Genomic DNA, 24,024 nt, shown 5'->3' with positions numbered 1-24,024 from the left:
CGTGAACTCGCGGGTGGCGACCCCCTCCGCATCCGCAAGGGCCCTTCGAAAGCGTACCCCCGAGTCCGGAAACAGTCTTTCGGCATACGCAAGATCTGCGCCAGTGACGGAAACCGACTCCTAGATAACCGGACGAACAGGGTGAATCACCCTGATATCCCGGAGTGTGATTCCGTACCCTCCGGTTTCTTATTGACATGACTACGGGGGTCTTTTCTAATCATCGAGAGCCATCCGCGCGCAGGCACCGCACAGACACTGAGGGGGCAAGGTGGACGTCCGGATTCTGGGGGGACTTTCGGTACGTGAGAACGGGGTGTCGATCACCCCGACGGCGGCCGCGCCCCGGCAGTTGCTCGCCCTGCTCACGGCCAGCGCCGACCAGGTCGTCCCCGTGACGGTCCTGACCGAGGAGCTCTGGCCGTCCGGCGCGCCCCGCGGCGCCCGCGCCGAACTGCAGGCGCACATAACGGAGCTGCGGACCCTCATCGCGGGCGCCCTGCGCGCCGCCGGCCCGGCGGAACCGCGCCCCGGCTGGTCCGACCGGCGCAGCGCCGATGCGATCCTCGTCTCCCAGCCCGGCGGCTACCGCCTCGACACCGGCGGCGGCCCCAACGACGCCTGGCAGTTCGAGCGCGCGGCCGGCGCCGGCTACCGGGCCATGGAGGCCGGCGACCTGTCCCGGGCCGCCCTCCGCCTCGGCGAGGCACTCGCCCTCTGGCGCGGCGAACCCTACGCGGGCGTGGCCGCGGGGCCCCGCCTCCGCCGGGAGATCGAACGTCTGGAGACGTCCCGGCTCAGCGTCCTCGACCAGTGGCTCGAAGCCCAGCTGGGCCTCGGCCGGCACGCCGAACTCCTCTCCGAACTCACCGGACTCGTCGCCCGCTACCGCACCAACGAGCCCCTCCACGCCCACCTCATGGTCGCCCTGCTGCGCTGCGGCCAGCACGACGAGGCCCTCCTCGTGTACGAGCGGCTGCGCACGGCCCTCAAGAGCGAGAGCGGCATGGAGCCCTCGGCGCGGCTCCGCCGGCTCCAGCGCTCGGTCCTGGCCGTGCGGGACACGGCCGGCCGCCCCGCGTACGGCCCCCGGATCCCCACGCAGTACATCCCCAGCCGGCACGTCCCGGCCCCGTACGTCCCCGCCCAGTACGGCACGGCGCAGTACGGCCCCGCCCGCCCCCGGCTCGTCCCGGCGGGCTCCGTCGGCTGAGCGACGGTGGCGACACGACGGTGGCGACACGACGGTGGTGACACGACGGCGGTGGCATGACGGCGGCGGCATGACGGCGGCGGCGCGGTGCCGCCCGGCGGTGTGACCGCCCGTCAACGGGAATGAAGTGCGGCAACTCACCGTTGACCGACTCCCGAAGCCGAATTATTTTCGGCGAGCAGTACGGGTTTCCTCCCAGGTGCCCGATTTCGCTCGACCACGGGGGCAGGGGCCATGACAGTGCACGGCGCGGACGGAGCCGGTGGTGCCGACGCGCTGCTCACGGTCCTCGAACTGCTCGCCCGGCAGGCCCCGCCCGCCCAGTTCGACACCCTCCTCGACGAGGCCCGGCGGACCGGACTCGCCGGCGAGGAACTCCACCGCCTGGAGCGGGCCGTCGACCTCGCCGGCGCGGTCCACGCCGGACGCGCGCGCGACACCCGCCGCGAGGCCGGACTCGCCGCCCTCACGGACACCGCCCGCGACCTCACCCTCTCCTACGACCTCGACAGCCTGCTGCGCGTCGTCACCCGCCGCACCCGGCGCCTCCTCGGCCTCGACCTCGCCTACGTGACCCTGCGCGGCCCGCACGGCGCCAGCTACGTCCACACCTCCGAAGGCTCCCGCCCCGCGACCGGCCCCGGCGCGCGCCTCACCCCCGGGCTCCGGATCGCCGAGGGGTACGGACTCGGCGGCGCCGTCCAGCTCCACGGCGGCCCCGTCTGGACCGCCGACTACCTCGCCGACGAGCGCTTCGCCCCCTCCGGCTCCCTCGACGCCGGCGTCCACGCCCCCGCCTTCGACGAGGCCGCCGAATCCGCCCTGCGCGCCGAGGGCGTCCACGCCATCGTCGCCGCCCCGCTGCGCAGCGGCGACACCGTCGTCGGTGCCCTCTACGGAGCGGACCGGCGCGTCCGCCACCACACCCCGGAGGAGATCGGACTCCTCGCGGGCCTCGCCGACCTCGCCGCCCTCGCCGTCGAGAAGGCCGGCCTCCTCGACCGCACCCGCGCCGAGGTCTCCGAACTGGAGCGCGACAGCTCCCGGGTGCGCACCAGCCTCGCCCGGATGCGGCACGTCAGCGAGGCCCACGGCCGCATCATGAACCTCGTCCTCGCCGGCGGCGACCTGTGCAACGTGGCCAAGGCCGCCGCCGACGCCCTCGACGCGACCGTGCTGATCCGCGATCCCGGCGGCCGGCCGCTCGCCGCCGCCGGGGACATCCCCGGCCTGGACGAGGAGGCCGTCGCCAAGGCCTCCCTCGACGCCCACGCCCGGCGCCGCCCGGTCCTCACCGACGACGACACCTGGGTCGCGCCCGTCATCGCGGGTTCCGAGGACCTCGGCGGCCTCGTCGTCCGCGCCGCCGGCGGACTCACCGGCGAGGACGAACGCCTCCTCGAACTGGCCGCCCAGTGCGTCGCCTTCCTCCTCCTGATGCGCCGCTCCACCGCCGTCGCCGAAGGTCCCGTCCGCGACGAACTCCTCGACGACCTCATCGCCGACCCGCCGCACGCCCCCCAGCAGATAGCCCAGCGCGCCCGCCGCCTCGGCGTCGACCTGGGCCGGCCGCACGTCCTCGTGCTCGCCCGGCCCGAGGGCGGCGAGCAGGGCCGGGCGGTGGTCTGGGCGTCCTCGTACGCGTACCGCCTCTCCGGCCTCAAGACCGTGCAGGGCGGCTGCATCGTGCTGCTGCTCCCCGGCATCGACGCCTCGGCCGCCGCCAAGGCCGTCGCCGCCGAACTGTCCCCGCTGCTCGGGCATCCCGTCTCCGTCGCCGCCGCGGGACCCGCCCAGAGCCCGGACGGCGTCGGGCGGATACACCAGGAGGCCCACCGCTGCCTGGACGCGATGAGCGCGCTCGGCGGCACCGGCTCGGCCGCCTCCGCTCAGGACCTCGGCTTCCTGGGGCTGCTGCTCTCCGACGACAACGACGTCGACGGCTTCGTCGAGTCGGCGATCGGACCCGTACTGGACTACGACGCCGAGCGGTTCACCGACCTCACCCACACCCTGGAGGCGTACTTCGCCTCCGGCGGCAGCCCCTCGGCCGCGGCCGAGGCGCTCCACGTCCACCCCAACACGGTCTCCCGCCGCCTGGAACGGATCGGCGAACTCCTCGGCCCCGAGTGGCAGAAGCCCGGCCAGGTCCTGGAGGTCCAGCTGGCGCTGCGCCTCCAGCGCACCCGCGAGGTCCTGGCCCGCGGACGCACGACGGCGGACCCGGCCCGTCAGCCGGGCCCGCCGGAGCGCGGTGCGTGACGCGGAGGGGCGGAAGAAGTGCGTGACGCGGAAGAGGCGCGTCATGCGGAAGAGGCGCGTCACGCGGAGGGGCGGAAGAACCGGCCCCCCGGCCCGGCTCAGCTCGCCGAACGCCGTGAGCCGTAGCCCGTGTCGTACGCCGCGTCCCACCCGCCGGCCATGACCGTCACCGCGTGGGCCGCCGACGCCAGCGTGATGTGACGGTGCCAGCCGCGGAACGAACGGCCCACGAAGTCCCGCAGCCCCGCCCCCTCGCCGACCTCCGCGAAGTCCCGCTCCACCCGCCGGCCGAGCTTCGTGATCCGCACCAGCGAACCCACCGGGGAGTTCGTCAGATCGCTGATCCACACCCGGGCCGGGGCCCGACGCGGGTCGTCCCACTCGCCGAGCAGCACCAGCGGACGCATCCGCTCCCCGCCGGGCGTGGGCAGCGCGACCCGGACGGCCGTCGCGAGCGAGGTCCGCGAGGTCCGCGCGCCCGCCACCGTGTCCACCCAGCTCACCGGCCGGCGCAGCCCCTTGAGCGACTCCAGGATCTGGACGGCGGACAGCGGGCCCGCGCCGAAGCCCGGCAGAGAGCGGTCGGCGATCGCGAGCCGCGAGCCCGGGTTGATCCGGGCCACCACCGGCACGCCCGCCCCGGCGAGCCGCGACAGGGCGGCCCGCCCCGCACCGCCCCGGATGTCGAGCAGCACCGGCTTGCGGGTGACGTCGGACCAGCGGGCGGTGTCGAGCGCCGCGGCGACCGCGCACTCCTCCATGGTCTCCTCGCCGGCCTCCTGGGGGACCTCCGCGCGGTCGCGCCGCGTGCGGTCGTTCACCCAGGGGTCCGGCAGGAACAGCCGCCAGTTGACCGGCACGCTCAGCTCATCGCTCGCGAACCACACGCCGAACGCCTGCTGCCCGTGGAAGACCTGCCCGCGCTCCGGGTCGAAGCGCCGGTCCACGCCCACCGAGTGCTCCCCGGCCTTCGGGATCGGCATCGGCCGCACCACCCACGCCTGCGGGCAGCTGTGCCGCTCCAGGTACCGGGCGAGCGCGGCCCGCATGGGCTGCCAGTCCCAGGTGGAGCTGGAGACGAAGTGGTGCAGGCTCTGCTCGGCCGCCGGCCCGCCTATCTGGGCGGCGATGTTGCGGATCGACTTGCGGCCCTGCGCGGTGAGCAGGCCGTGCAGGTACTGCTCGGCCTTCAGGCGCTGGTCGCGGCGCGGGAAGCCGGAGAACAGCGCGGCACACAGCTCGGCGTAGGCGTCCTCGCGCGAGTCGGCCGCGCCGCCGGAGGACCTGACGACGCCCAGGGGCACGGCCGGGGCGACGGCTCCGGTGGCGGCCCTGCGCTTGGTTGCGACGGATGTACTCACGACACTCCTGCCCTCAGGTTGAGCAGCTCCCTCCCGCTGCTCCACCACCCTCGCGCGGGTCGGCTCCCGGGGACGAGGTGTACCCGGCACCCGAATCGGCCGCCGGATGGTGACCCGGCCACCTCTCGCCGTGTCGCCGCAGGTCGGAAGGCCCGTGACGGGGAAGCGTACGGACGCTCCGGAATACCCCGTGGGGGGATCTGACAGACTCGACGGCCCGGCTTTGACCCGTCGCAGGGCGTGGCCGGACCATCGCAGAGCGAGGCTGCACGGGCCGGATCCCGGTTAATGCCCCAGGCCGGGATCCGCGCCCGTGCCCTCGCCTTCACCCGGCGCCGTGGCCGTCCCCCGGCGCCGCGGTCGTGGCCGTGGCCGTCGCCGGCCCCTCGCGGCCGACCGGTGCCCCCGCTCTCGTAACCTTGGGCGCATGGGGCTGCGCAAGGAACTGCCGGTCGTCGCGGTGGTCGCCGCCGGCGGCGCCCTCGGCGCGGCCGCGCGCTACGGCGCCACCCTCGCCCGGCCCACCCCCGCCGGCGCCTTCCCCTGGACGATCCTCACCGTCAACGTCACCGGCTGCCTGCTGCTCGGCGTCCTCATGGTCCTGCTCACCGAGACCACGACCGCCCCGCACCCGCTGCTCCGGCCCTTCCTCGGCACCGGCTTCTGCGGGGGGTTCACCACCTTCTCGACGTACGGCCTCGACACCCAGCGCCTGTTGGACGGAGGCGACCCGGCGCGCGGGCTGCTCTACCTGGGCGGGACCCTGCTCTCCGCCCTCGCCGCCGTGGGGGCGGGCGTCGCCCTCGCCCGGGCGGTCGTACGGAGCCGGGGGAGGCACGCGTGAACTGGCTGCTCGTCGTGGCGGGCGCCGTCGTCGGCGCGCCCCTGCGCTACCTCACCGACCGCGCGGTCCAGGCGCGCCACGACTCGGTCTTCCCGTGGGGCACCTTCACCGTCAACGTCGTGGGCTCGTTCGTCCTCGGACTCCTGACCGGCGTCGCCTCGGCGCAGGCGCAGCTGCTGCTCGGCACGGGCCTGTGCGGGGCGCTGACGACGTACTCCACCTTCTCGTACGAGACGTTCCGGCTGTACGAGAACGGGGCGAAGGGCTACGCGGCGCTGAACGTGACGGGGAGCCTGGCCGCCGGACTCGGAGCCGTGTGGCTGGGAGTGGAGACGGCGGCCGGGCTCGGCTGATCCGCCGGGTCAGGCGGTGATCCAGTCGCTGGTCGCGATCACCGGCTGGACGCCCTGACGGTGGACGGTGCCCTCGATCAGGCCGTACATCCGGTCGGCCGCGAAGTACACCTCGTTGTCGTTCTTCAGCCCGAACGGCTCCAGGTCCACCAGGAAGTGGTGCTTGTTCGGCAGGTTGAGCCGGACCTCGTTGACCGTGGAGACGTGGTCCAGGACCCGGTCCGCCATCGCGTGCAGGGTCTGCTGGAGCGAGTAGCTGTACGTCTCCGCGAACGCCTCCAGCATGTGGCGCCGCACCTTCGCGTACGAGGCGTCCCAGTCGTGCTCCGCGTCCGCCGCCGCCGAGGCCGAGTTCGCCCAGCGGGCGGTGACCTTGGTGGCCAGGATGCGGTCGTACGCCTCCTGGAGCGTCGTGTACTCGTCCTTGATGAAGCCGTGGAACTCGGAGTTCGTCGAGTTCATCACCGTCAGCTCCTTCAGGCCCGACAGGACCTGGAGCCCGGTGGTCTCCGAGTACGTGATCTGCGCCGTGCGGACCTCCTGGCCCTTGCGCGCGAAGGAGTGCTGCTCCTTGCGCGAGGGCACCGAGATCCGCTCCCAGGCGTACTCCTCGATCCGGATCTGCGCCTCGTGGATCACGGGCTGGGAGGACACGAAGTGCCTGGCGAGGTGGATGCCGAAGGCCTCGGGGGAGTCGACGCCGTGTTCCTTGGCGAAGGCGTAGACCGTGTTCTTCGTGGTGTCGGTCGGCAGACAGTTGCCGTTGTCGCCGGTCAGGTGGACGTCGCGGTACTCACCGCGCAGCGCCACCGACACGTTCAGGTCGCGGATCTCGTGCCACGCGCCGTCGTTGCCCTTGCGGGTGACCGTGACGATGCGGTTCTCGGCCTTGCCGTACTGGTTCTGGGCGAGGACGTGCTTGCTCATGTGCTGCTCAGCTCCTGCGGGTACGTGGATACGGATATCCCGTACGCCCGGCGTCCAGCGCCCTCCGTCGTCCAGGAGGTCGCTCCCCGCCGTCCGGCCCGTGAACGGCGGACCGCCCCGGGACTGACGAGCATCCCGGTCCGTAGGTGTCGGCTCGAAGATATGTCCGTTCCCGGTGGCTGGCAATGGGCAGCGCCTCGCGTAGGGGAACCGTCAAGACGGGCGCGAGCGGCGTCAGAGGCGCGTCAACGGAGGCGGCGGACGGCCCGGAGGGGGGGTTTCCTCGTCTCGTCCGAGAATCCGTTCTTCCTTCATCCGGGAGCTCACGATGGCCGACGTGGCCTTCGTCGTCACCACGATCGCGGTCTTCGCGCTGGTGGCCTTCATCGCCAAGGGGGTGGCCAGGCTGTGAGTGCCGAGAACGTCGTCGGTCTGCTGGTCGCGGCCGCCCTCCTTGGCTACCTCGTCCTCGCCCTCGTCAAGCCCGAGAGGTTCTGAGGTTCCAGATGAGTCCCGTCCTGGCTGGAATCCTCCAGCTTCTGGCGCTGATCGTCGCCCTGGGCCTGTCGTACCGGCCGCTGGGCGACCACATGGCGCGTGTCTACTCCTCGGAGAAGCACCACCGGCCCGAGAAGTGGGTCTACCGGGCGATCGGTGCGAATCCCTCGGTGGAGATGCGCTGGCCGGCGTATCTGCGCGGGGTGCTCGCCTTCTCCGCGGTGAGCGTGCTGTTCCTGTACCTGCTCCAGCGGGTGCAGGGCTCCCTGCCCGGCTCGCTCGGCTTCGTCTCCATCGACCCCGACCAGGCCTTCAACACCGCCGCCTCCTTCGTCGCCAACACCAACTGGCAGTCGTACTACGGCGAGCAGGCCATGGGTCACGTCGTGCAGACCGGCGGCCTGGCGGTGCAGAACTTCGTGTCGGCGGCGGTCGGCATGGCGGTCGCGGTCGCGCTGGTGCGCGGCTTCGCCCGGTCCCGCACCGGCGAGCTGGGCAACTTCTGGGCCGACCTGGTGCGCGGCACCGTCCGCGTCCTGCTGCCGATCTCGGTGGTCGGCGCGCTCGTCCTCGTCGCCTGCGGTGCGATCCAGAACTTCTCCGGCATCCACGAGGTCGGGCAGTTCGCGGGCGGCTCGCAGCAGTGGAACGGCGGGGCGGTGGCCTCCCAGGAGGTCATCAAGGAGCTGGGCACCAACGGCGGCGGGTACTTCAACGCCAACTCGGCCCATCCCTTCGAGAACCCCGACGGGCTCTCCAACCTCTTCGAGATCTACCTGATCCTCGTCATCCCGTTCGCGCTGACGCGGACCTTCGGCCGGATGGTCGGGTCCCTGAAGCAGGGGTACGCGATCCTCGGCACGATGGCCGTGATCTGGCTCGGGTTCACCGCGCTGATGATGGGGACCGAGTTCGCGCACCACGGTCCCGCCTTCGACCTCGCGGGCGGCGCGATGGAGGGCAAGGAGACGCGGTTCGGGATCGGCGGCTCGTCGATCTTCGCGGTCGCCACGACGCTGACCTCGACCGGCGCGGTGAACTCCTTCCACTCCTCGTACACCGGCTTCGGCGGCGGGATCACGATGCTGGGCATGCAGCTCGGCGAGATCGCGCCCGGCGGTGTCGGCTCCGGCCTGTACGGCATGCTGGTCATGGCGGTCATCGCGGTGTTCCTCGCCGGCCTGATGGTCGGCCGCACCCCGGAGTACCTGGGCAAGAAGATCGGCACCCGCGAGATCAAGTTCGCGGCCTGCTACATCCTGATCACCCCGGCGCTCGTGCTGTGCTTCACGGCGGCCTCGTTCGTCCTGGACACCCCGGCGCACTCGATGACGAACTCCGGCGCCCACGGCTTCTCCGAGATCCTGTACGCCTACACCTCCGGCGCGAACAACAACGGCTCCGCGTTCGCGGGCCTGAACGCCGACACCCAGTGGTTCAACACCACGATCGGCCTCGCGATGCTCCTCGGCCGCTTCCTGCCGATGGTGTTCGTCCTCGCGCTCGCCGGTGCGCTGGCCGAGCAGACGCCCGTACCGGAGACGGCGGGCACCCTGCGGACCGAGAAACCGCTGTTCACCGGCCTCCTGGTCGGCACGATCACGATCGTCGCCGGTCTCACCTACTTCCCGGCCCTCGCCCTTGGCCCGCTCGCCGAAGGACTCGCAGCATGAGCACCCTCACTCCCACCCGGCCCCCGCAGTCGGGGGCGCCCACCGCCGGCCGGCCGGCCGGCACCGGACGCGTCGGCGGCGGACTGTTCGATCCGAAGCAGCTGGTCACGTCCCTGCCGGACGCGCTCAGGAAGCTCGACCCGCGCGTGATGGCGAAGTCGCCGGTGATGTTCGTGGTGCTGGTCGGCTCGGTCGTCACCACCGCGCTCGCGATCAAGAACCCGGGCGACCGGTTCGGCTGGGCGATCACCGCCTGGCTCTGGCTGACCACGGTCTTCGCCAACCTGGCGGAGGCGGTCGCCGAGGGCCGGGGCAAGGCCCAGGCCGACACCCTGCGCAGGGCCAGGACCGACACCGTCGCCCGCCGCGTCACCGGCACGGGCGAGGAGCGGGTCCCCGGCACCCGGTTGAGGATCGGCGACCTCGTGGTCTGCGAGGCGGGCGACGTCATCCCCGGCGACGGTGACGTCGTCGAGGGCGTCGCGAGCGTCGACGAGTCCGCGATCACCGGCGAGTCCGCCCCCGTCATCCGCGAGTCCGGCGGCGACCGGTGCGCGGTCACGGGCGGTACGAAGGTGCTCTCCGACCGGGTCGTCGTCAGGATCACGACGAAGCCCGGCGAGACGTTCATCGACCGGATGATCAACCTGGTCGAGGGCGCGGCCCGGCAGAAGACCCCGAACGAGATCGCCCTGAACATCCTGCTCGCCTCGCTGACGATCGTCTTCCTGCTCGCCGTGGTGACGCTGAAGCCGTTCGCGATCTACGCGGGCGCCGACGGGCAGACCTCGATGATCGTGCTGACGGCCCTGCTCGTCTGCCTCATCCCGACGACGATCGGAGCCCTGCTCTCCGCGATCGGCATCGCCGGCATGGACCGGCTCGTGCAGCGCAACGTCCTCGCGATGTCCGGGCGGGCGGTCGAGGCCGCCGGCGACGTGTCCACGCTGCTGCTCGACAAGACCGGCACGATCACCCTCGGCAACCGCCGGGCGTCGGAGTTCGTCCCGGTCGCCGGGACGACGGCCGTCGAGGTCGCCGACGCGGCACAGCTGTCCTCGCTGGCCGACGAGACCCCCGAGGGCCGCTCGATCGTGCTCCTCGCGGAGGAGGAGTACGGGCTGCGCGGGCGCCACCGGGGCGAACTCGCCCCTGCCGAATGGATCGAGTTCACCGCCCGGACCCGCATGTCCGGCGTCGACGTCGACGGGCGCAAGGTCCGCAAGGGGGCGGCCGGCTCGGTCGCGGACTGGGTGGAGGAGCGCGGCGGCCGGGTCGCCGAGGACGCGCGGGCGCTCACGGACCGGATCTCCCGGGCCGGCGGCACGCCGCTGCTCGTGGCCGTGGAGGACGCGGACGGGGCCCGGGTCCTCGGCGTCGTCCACCTGAAGGACGTGGTGAAGGAGGGGATGCGGGAACGGTTCGACGAGCTGCGCCGCATGGGCATCAAGACGATCATGATCACGGGTGACAACCCGCTGACCGCCAAGGCCATCGCCGAGGAGGCCGGTGTCGACGACTTCCTCGCCGAGGCCACCCCCGAGGACAAGCTGGCCCTCATCAAGCGCGAGCAGGCCGGCGGGAAGCTCGTCGCGATGACCGGCGACGGCACCAACGACGCCCCGGCGCTCGCCCAGGCCGACGTCGGCGTGGCGATGAACACGGGCACGTCGGCCGCGAAGGAGGCCGGCAACATGGTCGACCTCGACTCCGACCCGACCAAACTCATCGAGATCGTCGAGATCGGCAAGCAGCTCCTCATCACCCGCGGGGCGTTGACGACCTTCTCCATCGCCAACGACGTGGCGAAGTACTTCGCGATCATCCCCGCGATGTTCGCCGTCGCCTACCCCTCGCTCGACAAGCTCGACATCATGGACCTGGCCTCGCCCCAGTCCGCGATCCTGTCCGCCGTCGTCTTCAACGCGCTGATCATCGTGGCCCTGGTGCCGCTCGCCCTCAAGGGCGTCCGCTACCGGCCGTCCAGCGCCGACTCGATGCTCCGCCGCAACCTCGGCCTCTACGGACTCGGCGGCCTCGTCGCCCCGTTCGTCGGCATCAAGCTCATCGACCTCCTCCTCTCCCTCATCCCCGGAATCGGCTGACCCACGATGACCAACTCAGCAGCGAACACCGGCCGTGTGCTCTGGGCGGGCCTGCGCGCGCTCCTCGTCCTCACCGTGATCTGCGGCGTCCTCTACCCGCTCGCCGTCACCGGGATCGCCCAGGTGGCCTTCCCCGCCCAGGCGAACGGCTCCGAGATCAAGGACGGAAGCGGGAAGGTCGTCGGCTCGAAGCTCATCGGCCAGACGTACGAGGACCTCCGCTGGTTCCAGCCGCGCCCGTCCCGCGGCCTCGGCGCGAACACCGTCAACACCCGGTACGGGCTGATCCTCTCCGGCGCCACCAACCGCTCCGGCGACAACGCGGAGCTGATCCAGTGGGTGAAGGAGGCCAAGGCGGCCGTCGTGAGGGACAACTCGGTGAAGGGCCACGCCGTGAAGCCCTCGGACGTCCCCGCCGACGCCGTCACCTCCTCCGGCTCCGGCCTCGACCCGCACATCTCCCCGGAGTACGCCGGGCTCCAGGTCCACCGGGTCGCCGAGAGGAACCACCTCGCCGTCGCCCGCGTCGAGAAGCTCGTCGCCGACCACACCGACGACCGCCTCCTCGGCTTCATCGGCGAGCCCCGCGTCAACGTCCTCGAACTCAACGTCGCCCTCGCGGCACTGGCGGGACGTCAGGAGGGCAGAACCCGGGACTCGACCGCCGGCAGCCCCTTGACCCACCAGTGGTCGTAGCGGCGGTAGACATGGGGGTCCCGGGCCGCGAGCAGCCGCCCGAGCGCCCCCGCCTCGACGGCGAGGGCCTCCCAGACGTCCGCCGGCAGCGGGTGGAAGGCCGAGACCTCGATCCCGCCGTCGACCGGCCGCCACACCCCGGCCACGTACCCGTCGACGAGGACGGTCGGAAGCGTGTCGCCGTTCACGCGGATGACGTGCTTGCGGTACGCGGGCGGTATGACCCGGCCGCGGTCCGCGTAGGCCAGCAGGACGCTGTCCCACATCGCAAGGAGACGGGGCGGCGCCGGGACGTCCTCGTCGGGCCGCACCGCCCCCGGCACGTCGTACAGCACCGTCCCGTCGGCCCCCTCCAGCCGGTCCAGCTCCCCCTCCAGGGACGTCACCGCCTCCCGCACCAGGCGGCGCGGGGCCGTCGTGAACTGCGCCATGTCCGGTACGGACGCGGGCCCGAAGCCCTCCAGACAGCGCCGGACCAGGGCGGCGAGACCGGCGGCGGACACCTCCGGGTCCCCGAGCACCGGCAGTTCGGACGCCGTGACGAAGGACTGCGCGGTGCCGAACGACCACGGCGGGCCCGTCGGCACGTGCCACAGCGGCGCGTACTGCCGCACCATCCGCCAGACCACGTTCTCCACGGGCCCGCCCCGGCCCTCCTCGATGTGCCCCCGCAGTTCGGCCCCGGTCCGCGCGCTCCCGGCGTACTCCAGGAGGCCGGGCAGCAGCGCGTCGGCGTCGGCGGCCGTGAACCCCGCCTTAGTGAACCGCGGATCGTGCAGCCGCGAACCGCGCAGCGTCGGCTCCATGCCCTCCCGGAAGACCCGGTAGTCCTCGGCGTGCACCAGGTGCAGCGTGATCCGCATCAGCGTCGACCTGACCAACTCGAAGCCGTTCACGGCCTCGTCGAGGCGCTCCGGGGCGAAGTCCGCGATCCTGTTCCACAGGGCCACGTAGGGCGAACCGGGATGCTGCGCCTGGAGGCCCACCACCCGCCGGACGGCGTCCGCGACACCGAGCGGCGCGCGCTCCAGGAGCAACTGCCGGTGGAGGGTGGAGCGGTTGAGGGCGCGCGCGGAGATCACCATGGCGCGATTCTCCCTCCGGCGCGGCCGGACCCGCCACGTACTGTCCTGATCATGGGGAACGCACCGCCGCATCTGCCGATACGCCCGTCCGACGAGGACGCCGGCCTCGCGCCGAGCCTGATCCCGAGCCCGCATCCGAGCCCGAGTCCGAGTCCGGTCGGCGGAGGGGACCCGACGGCGGCGCCCGACGGACCACGGGAGGCGGGGGACGGCGCGCGGACCGGGGGGCAGGGCGGGGCGCGGGGCGGAGATCAGGACGGGGCGCGGGACAGGGGTCGGGCCGAGGGGCGAGACGGGAGCCGGGACGAGGGCCGGGACAAGGCCCGGGACAGGCGCCGGGGCGTCGCTCTCACCGCCCTCTGCTTCCTCGTCTGCGCGGGCCTCGGGCTGCAGTCCTGGACGGCCCTGCGGGCCACGGGCTTCGACCTCGGCATCTTCGACCAGGCCGTGCGGGCCTACGCGCACGGCGAGCTCCCCAGGTCACCGATCAAGAACGTCCACCACGAGTTCCCGCCCGGCTTCTCGCTCCTCGGCGACCACTTCACGCCCGCGCTCGCCCTCCTCGCCCCGCTCTACCTGCTGTGGGACGACCCGCGGACGCTGATCCTCGCCCAGGCCGCGCTGTTCGCGGCGGGCGTGCCCGTGGTCCGGCGCATCGCCCGGCACGCCTTCCAGGACGCGCCGCCCCTCGTCGGGCGCCGCGCCGCCGACCTCGGCGGGCTCGTGTACGCGCTGGGCTGGCCGCTCCTCGGCTCCTCCTACAACGGCTTCCACGAGGTGGCCTTCGCCGTGCCGTTCACCCTCCTCATGCTGGAGCGCGGACTCGCCCACCGGTACGGCGCCGCCGCCTTCTGGGCGGCCCTGCTGTGCACCGCCAAGGAGGACATGGGCCTCGTCGTCGGCGCGTACGGCCTCGTCCTCGCGGTCCGCGCCCACCGCGCCGGCCACCGGGCGGGCCGCGCCACGGGCCTCGCGCTCGCCCTGGCCGGACCGCTCGTCTCCGCCCTCGTGATCTCCTGGTTCCTGCCGGCGATGGGCGGCCCCGAGGGCTACTACTGGTCGTACGGACGCCTCGGCGCCGATCCGGCGGAAGCCCTGGCCCACGTCCTCACCGCCCCCTGGACCCTGCTCCAGGTCGCCGTCACCCCCTTCGTCAAGGTCGCCATGGTGGCCTGGATCCTCGGCACCCTCGCCCTGCTCCCGCTCGGCTCCCCGACCTGCCTGCTCGCCGTCCCCCTCCTCGCGGAACGCGTCCTCTCCGACAACCCCAACCACTGGCCGGTGATCAACCACTACGACGCCTTCCTCTGGCCGGTCCTCCTGACGGCCGCCCTGGAGACCCTGGCCCGGCTGCACGGGCGGCGGGCCCTCCTGCGCCGCTGGGCCGCCGGCGCGCTCGCCCTCTCCTCCGCCGCGGCCGTCGTCCTCGGGCTCGACCTCCTCGTCCGGCCGGACTCCTGGCGGCCCTCCCCGGACAAACGGCCCCTCGTCACGGCCGCCGCGCTCATACCCGACGGCGCGAGGGTCGAGGCCGACAACACCGTCGCGCCCCGCCTGACCGCCCGTACGGACGTGGTCATCGCCGACGGGTCCCCGCGCGGCGCCGACTGGGTCCTCCTCCGGACGGACGACCGGACCTTCCCCTTCGCCTCCGTCGAGGAACAGCGGCAGCGGGTCGCGCTCCTCCTCGCCCACGGCTACACGACGGCCTGGCACCGGGACGGCACCGTCCTCCTCCACCGCACGCGCCCCGTACCGATCCCCGGCCTGCGCGTCCCGGGCCCGGACAGCACCCCCGTCCGGGAGGCCGTCCCGGAGGACGTGGGCACGAACCTGCTGCTGCGGTAGGGCCGTTGAGGGGGAGGTCTTCCGGTTCCGACGCCGCCGGTTCACCGGGCCCACCTCCAGGGGTCACGCGGTCCTCACCCGCGCTCGTGAGCATCGGCGCATGACCTTCCTGTCCCGCACCACCCGCCCGGCCGCCGCCGGCCCGGCCGTCGCCCTCGCCGTCGCCGCCGCACTCCTCGCCCCGAGCTCGCCGGCGTACGCCGCGGCCAACGCCGTCCCGACGTACGAGGTGAAGATCAACCTCACCACGGCGGCCCTCGAAGCGGGCTTCGCGCCGAGCACGGCGGTCAGGTCGGCCTTCGGGATCACCGGCTCCGCCAAGGCCCGCTCGTACAGCTACTACGACACGGACGCGCTCGCGCTCGACGCCCAGGGCTGGAGCGTCCGCCTGCGCCACAAGAGCGGCTCGTCGTTCGAGGAGACGTACAAGAAGCGGTTCCCCGTCACCGACGGAGACATCGACGCGGCGCTCACCACGGCCAACGCCGCCGGCTTCGACAGCGGCGACACCAACTACGAGGCCGAGGTCGACTGGGGCTACGCCAAGCAGACCCTCAGCTTCTCCAACGAGAAGTCCCACAGCTCCAGCGGCTACTCGGGCACCACGATGCCGACGAGCACGACCGGCCGCACCTGGCTCGTCAACGACGTCCCCGGCAAGCTGGAGAACTGGAACGGCGCCGGCTGGGGCAAGGCCACCCTCCAGGCCTCCCGCGCCCACGGGCCGGTGACCGCCAAGGTGTACGGGGGTGCCTGGGGCCCCTCCGACGACGCGAGCATCGAGGTGCTGCCGGTCGTCGGCGCGAACGGAACCGGCACGGAGTACGTCGTCGAACTCTCCTTCAAGACCGACTCGTACGCCGACGCGGCCGACCTGCACGCGGACGCCGTCGCCGTCGCCGAGTCCCACGGCTGGCTCTACCACGGGGACATCCTCAAGACGCAGCTGATCCTCGACCGGTACTGATCTTCGACCGGTGCTGATCCTCGACCGGCGCTGATCCTCGTCGGTGGTGAACGGGGGGCGCACGGAGACGCACGTTCACCCAGGACTCGCCCGGGCGTCGCGGACGCGTCGCCCGGAGTTGAGCGAAGGACCGGACCATGAGGCCGCCCTCACCGGCGACTTTCCACGTGCTCAAGGGAGTTCTGATGCATCCGCTGAATCCGCGCCTCCCGCGCCGGCCCGCCCTCGTGGTCCTGCCGCTGTCCGCCGCGCTCGCGCTCTCGGTGGTCGTCGGGACGGCCGACGCCACGCCGACGCACCACGGCGCCCCCGCCGCCCGGGTCGTCTCCACCGCGACCCTGCCCGACATCCCGCTGGCCGCCTTCAGCAACGCCCTGCTGCCGGGCAGCGTCGCCGACGACCGGGGCGTCGACCTCGGCGGCATCGGCAGCGACCTGTACCCGGCCGGGCGGCGCGGCGAGTACTGGACCGTCACCGACCGGGGCCCCAACGGCCAGATCGCCGTCGGCAAGGACAAGCGGCGCACCTTCCCCGTGCCCGGCTTCGACCCGGCCATCGTGAAGATCCGCACCGTCGGCGACCGGATCCGGGTCGTGAAGTCCATCCCGCTCACCACCGCCTCCGGCGCCCCCGTCACCGGCCTGCCGAACCAGCCCGGCCGCGACGAGGCCCCGTACTCGTACGACGCCTCCACCCCGCTCGCGTACGACCCGAACGGCCTGGACACCGAGGGCCTCGTCCGCGACCGGGACGGCGGCTTCTGGCTGGTCGACGAGTACGGGCCCTCGCTCGTGCACGTCTCCGCGAAGGGCCGGGTCCTCGCCCGCCACGTCCCCCGGGGCCTCGGCCTGACCGGCACCGACTACCCCGTCGTCGAGTCGCTGCCGTCGATCTTCCTCCAGCGCAAGACCAACCGGGGCTTCGAGGGCCTCGCGCTGCTGCCCGACGGCGACCTCGTCCTCGGCCTGCAGAGCCCGCTGCTCAACCCCGACAAGGCCGCCGGCGAGAACTCCCGCACCACCAGGCTCCTGCGCTTCTCGCCCCGCGAGAACCGGGTCACCGCCGAGTACGCCTACCGCTTCGACGCCGTCGACGTCGTCGAGCCCGGCCAGACCAGGACCTCCGAGCTGAAGCTCTCCGCGCTCGTCGCCGTCGGCGGCGACCGCCTCCTGGTCCAGGAGCGCACCGACAAGGCCGCCCGCCTCTACGAGGTCCGCCTCCGCCGCGGCTCCGACATCCTCGGCTCCTCCTGGGACACCGCCGCGACCCCTACCCTGGAACAGCTCGACGACACGGCCGCGGCCGGGGTCCCGGTCCTCGACAAGCGCCTCGTGATCGACCTCCACACCGTCGGGGGCGTCCCCGGCAAGATCGAGGGCGTCGCCGTCGAGGGCTCCTCGACCCTCGTCCTGCTCAACGACAACGACTTCGGCATGACGGACGGCCCGGAGGCCTTCGACCCGAACGGCCGCCTCGTCGACAGCGGCGTGGACACCACTCTCGTACGGGTCAGGCTGGACCGCCCGGTCCGCTGAGCCCCCCGCGGGAGGGCGGCCGCAGCGGATTGGCCATCGGTACGTAGCGGGCGTCGGCGCCGTCCACGTCGAGCCAGCGCAGCAGGAGGTTGGTCTTCGCGGGCACGTGCGGCGAGTCGAGCAGCGCGGAGACCTCCGCCGGGCCGCCGTGCTCCGCCGCGTACCCGGCGAACACCGACCGGGCCAGGGGCCACAGTTCGCCGGCCAGTTCCGGGTGGCGGTCGGTGAGGGCGCCGGCGATCTCGGAGAGGTTGTTCGTCACCAGGCAGTACGCCAGCCGCTCCCAGCCGTGCGCCGCGTCCAGGACCGGTGCGGCCCCCCGCGACGCGTACCGGTCCAGGAGCCCCCGGTGCCGCTCGGCGACGATCCGCACCCCCTCGTGGTCGCGGAAGACCACCTGCGCCGGCCGGCCGGTGGCGTCCACGCCCACGAGGACGTTCTGCAGGTGGCACTCCAGGACCAGGCCGTGCGCCCGCCAGGCGTGCAGCACCGGCGGCACCAGCAGGTCGAGGTAGCGCCGCCACCACGCCAGCGCCCGCTCCGGCGTCAGCCCGTCGACCGGATTGCCGGGGAAGCCCTCGCCGATGCCCGCCGCGAGCAGCGGCGTCACCCCCGGCAGCAGGTGCGGCCGCAACCCCTCGCGGGCGATCACCGCGAGGCCCTCGTAGGCGTGCTGCCCGCCGAGGTCGGCGGTGCGGTAGCCCCGGTCGGCGAGGAAGCTCGCGGTGGGGAGCGGTTCGAAGACGGGCGCGAGGAGCTCGCCGACCGTCCGCAGCCACAGCAGGTCGCGCAGCTCCAGACGGCGGTTCCCGTTGGTGATCCGCACGTCCAGGCTGAACTTGCAGAAGAGGTCGGCCTCCGGCAGGTACACCGTCCGCACGGAGGACGTCGGCACGGCCAGGCCCGCCCGTGGCGCACCGGGGCCGAGCCGCAGCAGCCGCCCGTCACGGAACGCGGGCAGCGTCCTCTCGCGGAGCAGCTCCAGCTCCCAGGGGTGGATGGGGAGGACGACGTGGCCCTCGGGCGCCTCCGTGCCCAGCACGTCCAGGAGCGACAGGTCGCCGTCCTCCGCGACCACGTCGGCCCGGACGCCGAGGAGCTCCAGCGGGAACCGGGCGTACGCCTCCGGCGCGTACGGCAGCCAGCTCTCCGGGGCGCCCGCCCCGCGCGACTTCGGCGCCGGGTGGTACCGGTGCCCCGCGAGCAGCGCCTGCTCCGACCGCAGGTACGGGTCCTCCGGCGGGCACGCGGACGCGCGCGCGTCCTGCAGCGCCGCGACGACGTCCCTGCTGTCGGTCATCTCGCCGACGACGGTCCTGTTGGTGACGCCGGTGCGCCGGGCCAGCTCGTCGGCGGTCAGCGCGACGAGGGCCTCGAAGGTCAGCGGGAGCCAGCCGCCGTCGGTGCGGACGCACGGGTCGGCGGGCCGCCGCCCGGCCCGCACCCGAAGCAGCCGGCCGGTCGCCGGGAGCCGGTGCACGGCGTGGTCCGGATCCGTGCGCGGCCCGGTCTCGGCCACCTCCCGGATCAGGCAGTTGAGGAGGGCGGTGGCGGAGAGGGCGTCGGCCCCACCCTTGGCTTCACTCACGACAGCGCCTTCCACACGGTCCCCGGCGGAACGTCCGCCGATAGGGACATCCTGTGCAGGGTAGTGAGCCTTCATGCACTCCGCTCCGGATCACGATACGAGCGCGCGTCCCACGCCGCGCGCCCCCGAGACGGCCACCGCGAAGGACTCCCCTCCGGGGACGGCTGCCGCCGCGAGGACCCCCGCCCCGGGGGCGGCCTCCGCTGCCGGGGCCGTTCTCGCGGCCGGGACGGCCGGAATGGCCGAAGAGGTCGGGACGTCCGAGGCGGCCGGGACGTCCGAGATGGCCGAGGCGTCCGGGACGGCCGAGGCGGCCTTCGTCGTCGAGCTGGCGGAGGTGGCTCCCCGGCTCCTCCCCGCCTACCGGAAGGAGCTGGCCCCGGCCCGGGCGGCGGTCCTCGCCCGGCTGTGGCGTGCGCTGCTGCACGAGCCGCTGCCGGGGGTCGTGGAGCGCGACGGGGACGCAGGCCGGGTGCGGCTCGCCGACGGGCGCGTCCTGAGCGGCCCGCCCCGGCTCCCGTACGACCTGGTCGTTCCCGGTGAGGACGTGACCGTACGGCTCGACGACCGCGCCCACGACCACCCGGCCGCCCTCCTCGCCGCCCTCGACCTCCCGGGCGCGGCCCCCCTGATCGCCGAGCTCGGCCACAGCGTCGCCTCCCTGGCACTGTCCCGGGCGGGGGCGGCGGGCGCGGCCCCCGGGCCGGACGGCGACGGATCGGCCGCGTACACGGCGGGCGCGGTCTCCGGCCCGGGCGGCGACGACCGGCTCGACGCGGCGGGGGCGGCGGACCCGGCCTCCGGCCCGCGTGGCGCCGGCCCGTTCGCGTACGCCGAGGGCCCGGCCCCCCGCCCCGGCGGCGACGACCCGCTCGCGTACGTCGAGCAGAGCATCGTCGACGGCCACCCGTACCACCCCTCCTGCCGCAGCCGTCCCGGGCTCTCCGTGGCCGAGCAGCTCGCGTACGCCCCCGAGCACCGCCCGGTCGTCGGCCTCGACCTGGTGGCGGTCCCCGCCGACCGGTGCCGGGTCGCGGGCGCGTGGCCGGACCGGCTGAGGGACGGCGACCGGCTGCTGCTGCCCGTGCACCCCTGGCAGAGCGAGCACGTCCTGCCGGGGCTCGGACACCGGCCGTTCGCCACCGGGGCGATCCCCGCCCGGCCGCTGATGAGCGTACGGACCCTCGCGCCGCTCGACGGCGGACCGCACCTGAAGACGGCGCTGTCCACGCGGATGACCAGCGCGGTCCGCGACATCTCGGCGAGCGGGGTCGAGAACAGCGCGCCGCTCTCGGAGCTCCTCGCGCACGTCGTGGCCGACCTGGCGGACACGCTGCGGGTCACCCGCAACATCGCCGGCGCCTCCGCGCTCGTGCGCGGCGAGCCCAGCGGCGACCTCGCGGTGCTGCTCCGCGAGTCCCCGTCCGCCGCCGCGGGCCTGCGGGCGGGGGAGACGGTCGTGCCGGTGGCGGCGCTCGCCGCCCGCCCCGCCGGCGACGGGCCGCCCCTGATCCGGACGCTCCTGGCGTCGGCCGGCGCTCCGGACGCGGGCGCCGACTGGCTGGCCGCCTTCGCGGCCCTCGCGGTCCCGCCGCTCGTCCGCCTCCTGAGCCGGGGCGTCGCCCCCGCCGCCCACGGGCAGAACCTCCTGGTCGTGCTCGACGCGCACGCCCGGCCCCGCCGACTGGTCTACCGGGACCTCGCCGACGTCCGGCTGAGCCCGGCCCGTCTCGCCCGGCACGGTTTCGACGCCGCGCCGGTCGGCGGGCGGGTGGTCGACGACGACCCGGCCGTGCTCCGCACGATGCTCTTCGGCCACCTCTTCGGAACGACCTTCGGGACCCTGGTCTCCGCCCTCGCGGACCGTGACCGGACCGCCGGGGCCCGGCTCTGGGCGGTCGTCGCCGCCGCGGCCGACCGCGCCTACGACGACCTGCCGTCGACCCCGGAGAACCGCGCCGACCGGGCGGCCCTCTTCGCCCCGGAGCTCCGGGTCAAGGCCCTCACCCTGATGCGCCTGCGCGGCGTGGACCGGGACGAGTGGATCCCCCTCCGCAACCCCCTGGCCGGCACGGCTCACAGGAAGTGCACGTCGTAGCGGTCCTGTGCGGAGAGGAGGGCGTCGAAGGTCTCCAGGCCGTGCTGGACGCGGCCGAGCGACCGGAAGTAGCCGAAGCGGTCGACGCCGGGGGTCAGGACCACGAGCACCTCCGCGGTCGAGCCGGGTGCCGCGCCGAAGGAGTGCGGTGTCCCGGGCGGCACGGAGACCAGCCCGCCGGCGGCCACGGTCGCCGTACGGCCGTCCAGGACGAACCGCATGGCCCCGTCCAGTACGTGGAACAGCTCGGTCGACCGCGCGTGGAAGTGCGGCGGGGCGCCGGCCGCGCCCTCGCCGAGGGAGAGACGGTTGGCGCCGAACGCGCCGCCGGTGTCGCGCGCGTCGGCGAGGAGGCGGAAACCGCCCCCGTGGGGGAGGTCGACCCGCTCGGCCTCCTCGGCGTGCACGACCAGCGCCTTCCGGACCTCGGACATGGCTCACGGCTCCTTCCTGCCGGGGACTTCGGGGTCCATTCGATCCGGGGAAGAGAGCCCGCACCACAGGCGGTTGCAGACGGCGGGGATCACCGTTCGTGATGAATGCGGGGGAGGGGCGGCGGTGGAGCTGAGACAGCTGAGGTACTTCGTGACCGTGGCGGAGGAGGGCGGTTTCGGCAGGGCCGCCGAGCGCCTCGGCGTCGTCCAGTCGGCGGTCAGCCAGCAGGTCCGGCGGCTCGAACGGGCCTGGGGAGTGGAGCTCTTCGAGCGCACCACCCGGCGCGTGCGGCTCTCCGCCGCCGGCGAGCGGCTGCTGCCCGAGGCGCGCGCCGTGCTCGCGGCCGCCGACCGCACCGCGCGCGTGGCCGCCGACATCACGGCGGGCGACGACGGGATCCTGCGCCTGGGCGGCATCCACGGCCCGGGGGACCGGATCAACCGCGTCCTGGGCGAACTCGCTTCCGGGGCACCCCGGTTGCAGGTGCGTCTGCGCCGGCTGCCCGTCACCCGCCGCCTGGCGGCCGTACGCGACGGAGAGCTGGACGCGGCCTTCGTACGGGCGCTGCCGGACGAGCCGGGGGCGGCACCCGGCCTGACGCTGCTCCCCCTGTGGAGCGATCCGCTGTACGCCGCCCTGCCCGAGGAGCATCCGCTCGCGACCGAGCCGGAACCGCGCCTGGAGCAGCTGGCCGGCCTCCCGCTGCGGCTCGCTCCCCGGGAGGAGAACCCGCCCTTCCACGCACTGGTCACCGGCGCGTTCGGGGCGGTCGGGGGCCGGCCGGTCCCGGGGCCGCCGTTCAGCGACCTCCAGGCCACGCTCACGGCGATCGGCACGGCCCGGGAACCGTCGTGGACCCTCTTCTACGAGGTGCGGGGGCTGCCGAGGGTCCCCAGGGTCGCGGTGCGCCCGCTGGCCGGCCTCACCGTCGCCACCTCGCTGGCCGTCCGGCCGGGCCCGCCGGGACCGGCCCTGCGGCACCTGCTGGGGGCCCTGCGCACCGTCGGCTGAGCCCGGCGCCGGTCAGGGGGCGACGGGGAACGGAGGTCCTACGGACGGTGGCCCGGCCGTCTGACGAGGACGCCGCCGCCGAGCCGTACCGCCGGACCGGACGAACCGGGCGGGCCGGCCTGGATCGTGGCGCCGATGGTGGCGGGACTGCCGAGGGAATCCCCCATGTCGACCGTGATGCGGTCGATGCCCCGGCCGGCGAGGTGGGCGGCGAGACAGGCCGTGCTGTTGGCGTTGGCGATGTCCTCCGGGACGCCGATCGACGGGGCGAACATGCGGGCGGCCGCCCGCCCCGAGGGCGAGGGCGCGGAGTACGCGTAACAACCCAGGAGCCCGAAGCGGTCGCAGGCGGCGCGGAGCCGCCCCATGTCCGGGGCGAGGGCGGCGAGCGCGGACCGGGAGGCCACCGGGACCAGCAGGCGCGGCCGCCCGACGGAGGCGACCCGCACCCCCGGCCCGAGCGCGTCCGGGGCGAGGCCGAGGGCCGGCAGGACGAGCGCGGACTCGGCCCCGGTCGGCTCGCGGAGCTCCACGGGGCCGTAGGCGAAGTCGACCTCGGCGTACGGCCCCTTCCGCACGGCCCGGCCGGCGAACGTACGGCCCGCGACGCGGAGGGACACCTCGTACGTGTCGGTGCCGGCCCGCGCGGCGAGGAAGCCGAGGGCGGCGATCGTGCCGTGCCCGCAGGAGGGCAACTCCCCCTCGGAGGTGAAGAACCGGAGGGAGAAGGCGGGACGCCCGTCCCGCTCGCCCTCGCTCGCGACGAAGACGGCGTGCGAGGCCCCCGCCACCCCGGGCACCCGCCGCCGCTCGTCCTCGCCGTACGCCCCGTCGTCCAGGACGGCCGTGGGACTGCCGCCCCACCCGCCCGCCCCGCCTCGCACACAGGCCTGAACGACGGTCACGAACATCCTCCCCGGGAAAGCCACCCACGTCCCGTACCCCGTCGACGGCAGGACGACGCCTCGACACCTCCCCGCCGCCCGGGAATCCACGGGAAGGCGATCCCCGGCGCCCCGGGCACCGGATCCCGCCGTCGGCGCGGGTGGTCAGCGGCCGCAGCACCCGGCCGCTGCCGGAGCCGTGGAGCCCTTCTCCAGGGTGTCGGCCTCGGCCTTGACGACGTACACCTCCCAGGGCTCCCTGCCGGGGCCGGTGACCCAGACCTTGTCCTGGAGGGCGTAACAGCAGGAGGTGTCGTTCTCCTCGAAGGTGGCGAGCCCGGCGTCCTGGAGGCGGCCGGTGGCGGCGGCGACGTCCTCGGTGGTGGCGACCTCGACACCGAGGTGGTCGAGGCGGGTGTCCTCGCCGGGCTGGCCCTCGATGAGGACGAGCTTGAGCGGGGGCTCGGTGACGGCGAAGTTGGCGTAGCCGGGGCGGCGCTTGGCGGGTTCGGTGCCGAAGAGCTTGGAGTAGAAGGCGATCGAGCCTTCGAGGTCGGCGACGCGCAGGGCGAGCTGGACGCGGGACATGGCGGTCTCCCTCGGGAAAGCAGCTTGTATCGACATCTGTCGATACAGTTGAC

General features: G+C 73.9%; 20 protein-coding genes. 13 read left to right on the top strand and 7 right to left on the bottom strand.

Annotated features, from left to right (window positions below):
- Window positions 1-316 precede the first annotated feature (316 nt).
- Entirely contained in the window at window positions 317-1,213 is an 897-nt protein-coding gene (locus tag ACIGW4_RS09260) for an AfsR/SARP family transcriptional regulator (protein ID WP_260174367.1), read from the top strand.
- 234 nt (window positions 1,214-1,447) lie between these two features.
- Window positions 1,448-3,475, top strand: a complete 2,028-nt coding sequence (locus ACIGW4_RS09255) for a helix-turn-helix domain-containing protein (protein WP_399579449.1) — start codon at window positions 1,448-1,450, stop codon at window positions 3,473-3,475.
- A 98-nt stretch (window positions 3,476-3,573) separates the two neighbouring features.
- Here ACIGW4_RS09255 and ACIGW4_RS09250 read toward each other — a convergent pair whose 3' ends face one another.
- The gene (locus tag ACIGW4_RS09250) at window positions 3,574-4,836 is read right to left on the bottom strand and encodes a transposase (protein ID WP_123452484.1); all 1,263 of its coding nucleotides are present in this window, start codon (window positions 4,834-4,836) and stop codon (window positions 3,574-3,576) included.
- A 427-nt stretch (window positions 4,837-5,263) separates the two neighbouring features.
- Between ACIGW4_RS09250 and crcB (ACIGW4_RS09245) the strand changes: the two genes are divergently transcribed.
- Window positions 5,264-5,680, top strand: a complete 417-nt coding sequence (gene crcB, locus ACIGW4_RS09245) for a fluoride efflux transporter CrcB (protein WP_398708632.1) — start codon at window positions 5,264-5,266, stop codon at window positions 5,678-5,680.
- A complete protein-coding gene (gene crcB, locus ACIGW4_RS09240; protein WP_123452481.1) occupies window positions 5,677-6,033 on the top strand; it encodes a fluoride efflux transporter CrcB in 357 nt (118 codons plus the stop codon). The genes crcB (ACIGW4_RS09245) and crcB (ACIGW4_RS09240) overlap by 4 nt, the downstream gene beginning before the upstream one ends.
- Before the next feature lie 9 nt (window positions 6,034-6,042).
- On the opposite strand, the gene pucL is transcribed toward crcB (ACIGW4_RS09240), so the two are convergent.
- Window positions 6,043-6,960: a factor-independent urate hydroxylase gene (gene pucL / locus ACIGW4_RS09235; protein ID WP_123452479.1), complete on the bottom strand. Its 918-nt coding sequence runs from the start codon at window positions 6,958-6,960 to the stop codon at window positions 6,043-6,045.
- A gap of 408 nt (window positions 6,961-7,368) precedes the next feature.
- On the opposite strand from pucL, the gene kdpF reads away from it, so the two are divergent.
- From kdpF to ACIGW4_RS09215, 4 genes are read left to right on the top strand one after another with little or no spacing between them, the layout of a single operon-like run.
- Window positions 7,369-7,458, top strand: coding sequence for a K(+)-transporting ATPase subunit F (kdpF, locus tag ACIGW4_RS09230; protein ID WP_123452475.1), 90 nt, complete (start codon window positions 7,369-7,371; stop codon window positions 7,456-7,458).
- 8 nt (window positions 7,459-7,466) lie between these two features.
- Window positions 7,467-9,131: a potassium-transporting ATPase subunit KdpA gene (kdpA, locus tag ACIGW4_RS09225; protein ID WP_123452473.1), complete on the top strand. Its 1,665-nt coding sequence runs from the start codon at window positions 7,467-7,469 to the stop codon at window positions 9,129-9,131.
- On the top strand, window positions 9,128-11,236 hold the full coding sequence (kdpB, locus tag ACIGW4_RS09220; RefSeq protein ID WP_399579445.1) for a potassium-transporting ATPase subunit KdpB: 2,109 nt from the start codon (window positions 9,128-9,130) through the stop codon (window positions 11,234-11,236). The genes kdpA and kdpB overlap by 4 nt, the downstream gene beginning before the upstream one ends.
- A 6-nt stretch (window positions 11,237-11,242) precedes the next feature.
- Entirely contained in the window at window positions 11,243-11,932 is a 690-nt protein-coding gene (locus tag ACIGW4_RS09215; RefSeq protein ID WP_123452469.1) for a potassium-transporting ATPase subunit C, read from the top strand.
- Here ACIGW4_RS09215 and ACIGW4_RS09210 read toward each other — a convergent pair.
- Window positions 11,872-13,017: a winged helix DNA-binding domain-containing protein gene (locus tag ACIGW4_RS09210; RefSeq protein ID WP_399579442.1), complete on the bottom strand. Its 1,146-nt coding sequence runs from the start codon at window positions 13,015-13,017 to the stop codon at window positions 11,872-11,874. The two genes, ACIGW4_RS09215 and ACIGW4_RS09210, sit on opposite strands and share 61 nt — an antisense overlap.
- 51 nt (window positions 13,018-13,068) lie before the next feature.
- Here ACIGW4_RS09210 and ACIGW4_RS09205 point away from each other — a divergent pair, with 51 nt between their 5' ends.
- The 3 genes from ACIGW4_RS09205 to ACIGW4_RS09195 all read left to right on the top strand — a co-directional run bounded on the left by ACIGW4_RS09205 (window position 13,069) and on the right by ACIGW4_RS09195 (window position 17,367).
- A complete protein-coding gene (locus ACIGW4_RS09205; protein WP_399579439.1) occupies window positions 13,069-14,865 on the top strand; it encodes a DUF2079 domain-containing protein in 1,797 nt (598 codons plus the stop codon).
- 100 nt (window positions 14,866-14,965) lie between these two features.
- Entirely contained in the window at window positions 14,966-15,832 is an 867-nt protein-coding gene (locus ACIGW4_RS09200) for a hypothetical protein (RefSeq protein WP_399579437.1), read from the top strand.
- Window positions 15,833-16,017: 185 nt separating this feature from the next.
- Complete coding sequence (locus ACIGW4_RS09195) at window positions 16,018-17,367, top strand: esterase-like activity of phytase family protein (RefSeq protein ID WP_399579435.1); 1,350 nt, start codon at window positions 16,018-16,020, stop codon at window positions 17,365-17,367.
- Here ACIGW4_RS09195 and ACIGW4_RS09190 read toward each other — a convergent pair.
- Window positions 17,342-18,955 carry an IucA/IucC family protein gene (locus ACIGW4_RS09190; RefSeq protein ID WP_398708646.1) on the bottom strand — a complete coding sequence of 538 codons (1,614 nt, stop codon included), beginning with the start codon at window positions 18,953-18,955 and terminating at the stop codon, window positions 17,342-17,344. The two genes, ACIGW4_RS09195 and ACIGW4_RS09190, sit on opposite strands and share 26 nt — an antisense overlap.
- A gap of 238 nt (window positions 18,956-19,193) precedes the next feature.
- Here ACIGW4_RS09190 and ACIGW4_RS09185 point away from each other — a divergent pair, with 238 nt between their 5' ends.
- Window positions 19,194-21,053: an IucA/IucC family protein gene (locus ACIGW4_RS09185; RefSeq protein WP_399579434.1), complete on the top strand. Its 1,860-nt coding sequence runs from the start codon at window positions 19,194-19,196 to the stop codon at window positions 21,051-21,053.
- Here ACIGW4_RS09185 and ACIGW4_RS09180 read toward each other — a convergent pair.
- Entirely contained in the window at window positions 21,032-21,487 is a 456-nt protein-coding gene (locus tag ACIGW4_RS09180; protein ID WP_398708649.1) for a cupin domain-containing protein, read from the bottom strand. The two genes, ACIGW4_RS09185 and ACIGW4_RS09180, sit on opposite strands and share 22 nt — an antisense overlap.
- A gap of 124 nt (window positions 21,488-21,611) precedes the next feature.
- Here ACIGW4_RS09180 and ACIGW4_RS09175 point away from each other — a divergent pair, with 124 nt between their 5' ends.
- Window positions 21,612-22,499 (top strand): LysR family transcriptional regulator, encoded by an 888-nt coding sequence (locus ACIGW4_RS09175; protein ID WP_398708651.1) that lies wholly within the window; start codon window positions 21,612-21,614, stop codon window positions 22,497-22,499.
- A gap of 38 nt (window positions 22,500-22,537) precedes the next feature.
- On the opposite strand, the gene ACIGW4_RS09170 is transcribed toward ACIGW4_RS09175, so the two are convergent.
- Window positions 22,538-23,410, bottom strand: coding sequence for a PhzF family phenazine biosynthesis protein (locus ACIGW4_RS09170; RefSeq protein ID WP_398708653.1), 873 nt, complete (start codon window positions 23,408-23,410; stop codon window positions 22,538-22,540).
- Window positions 23,411-23,548: 138 nt separating this feature from the next.
- Entirely contained in the window at window positions 23,549-23,971 is a 423-nt protein-coding gene (locus ACIGW4_RS09165; RefSeq protein ID WP_399579429.1) for an ArsI/CadI family heavy metal resistance metalloenzyme, read from the bottom strand.
- Between the last annotated feature and the right edge of the window lie 53 nt (window positions 23,972-24,024).

This window comes from Streptomyces sp. NPDC053513 (assembly GCF_044544765.1).
In the GTDB taxonomy this organism is placed as follows: Bacteria; Actinomycetota; Actinomycetes; order Streptomycetales; family Streptomycetaceae; genus Streptomyces; species Streptomyces litmocidini.
Note: the sequence above shows the minus strand (reverse complement) of the source record. Positions and strands in the feature narration are given on the sequence as shown.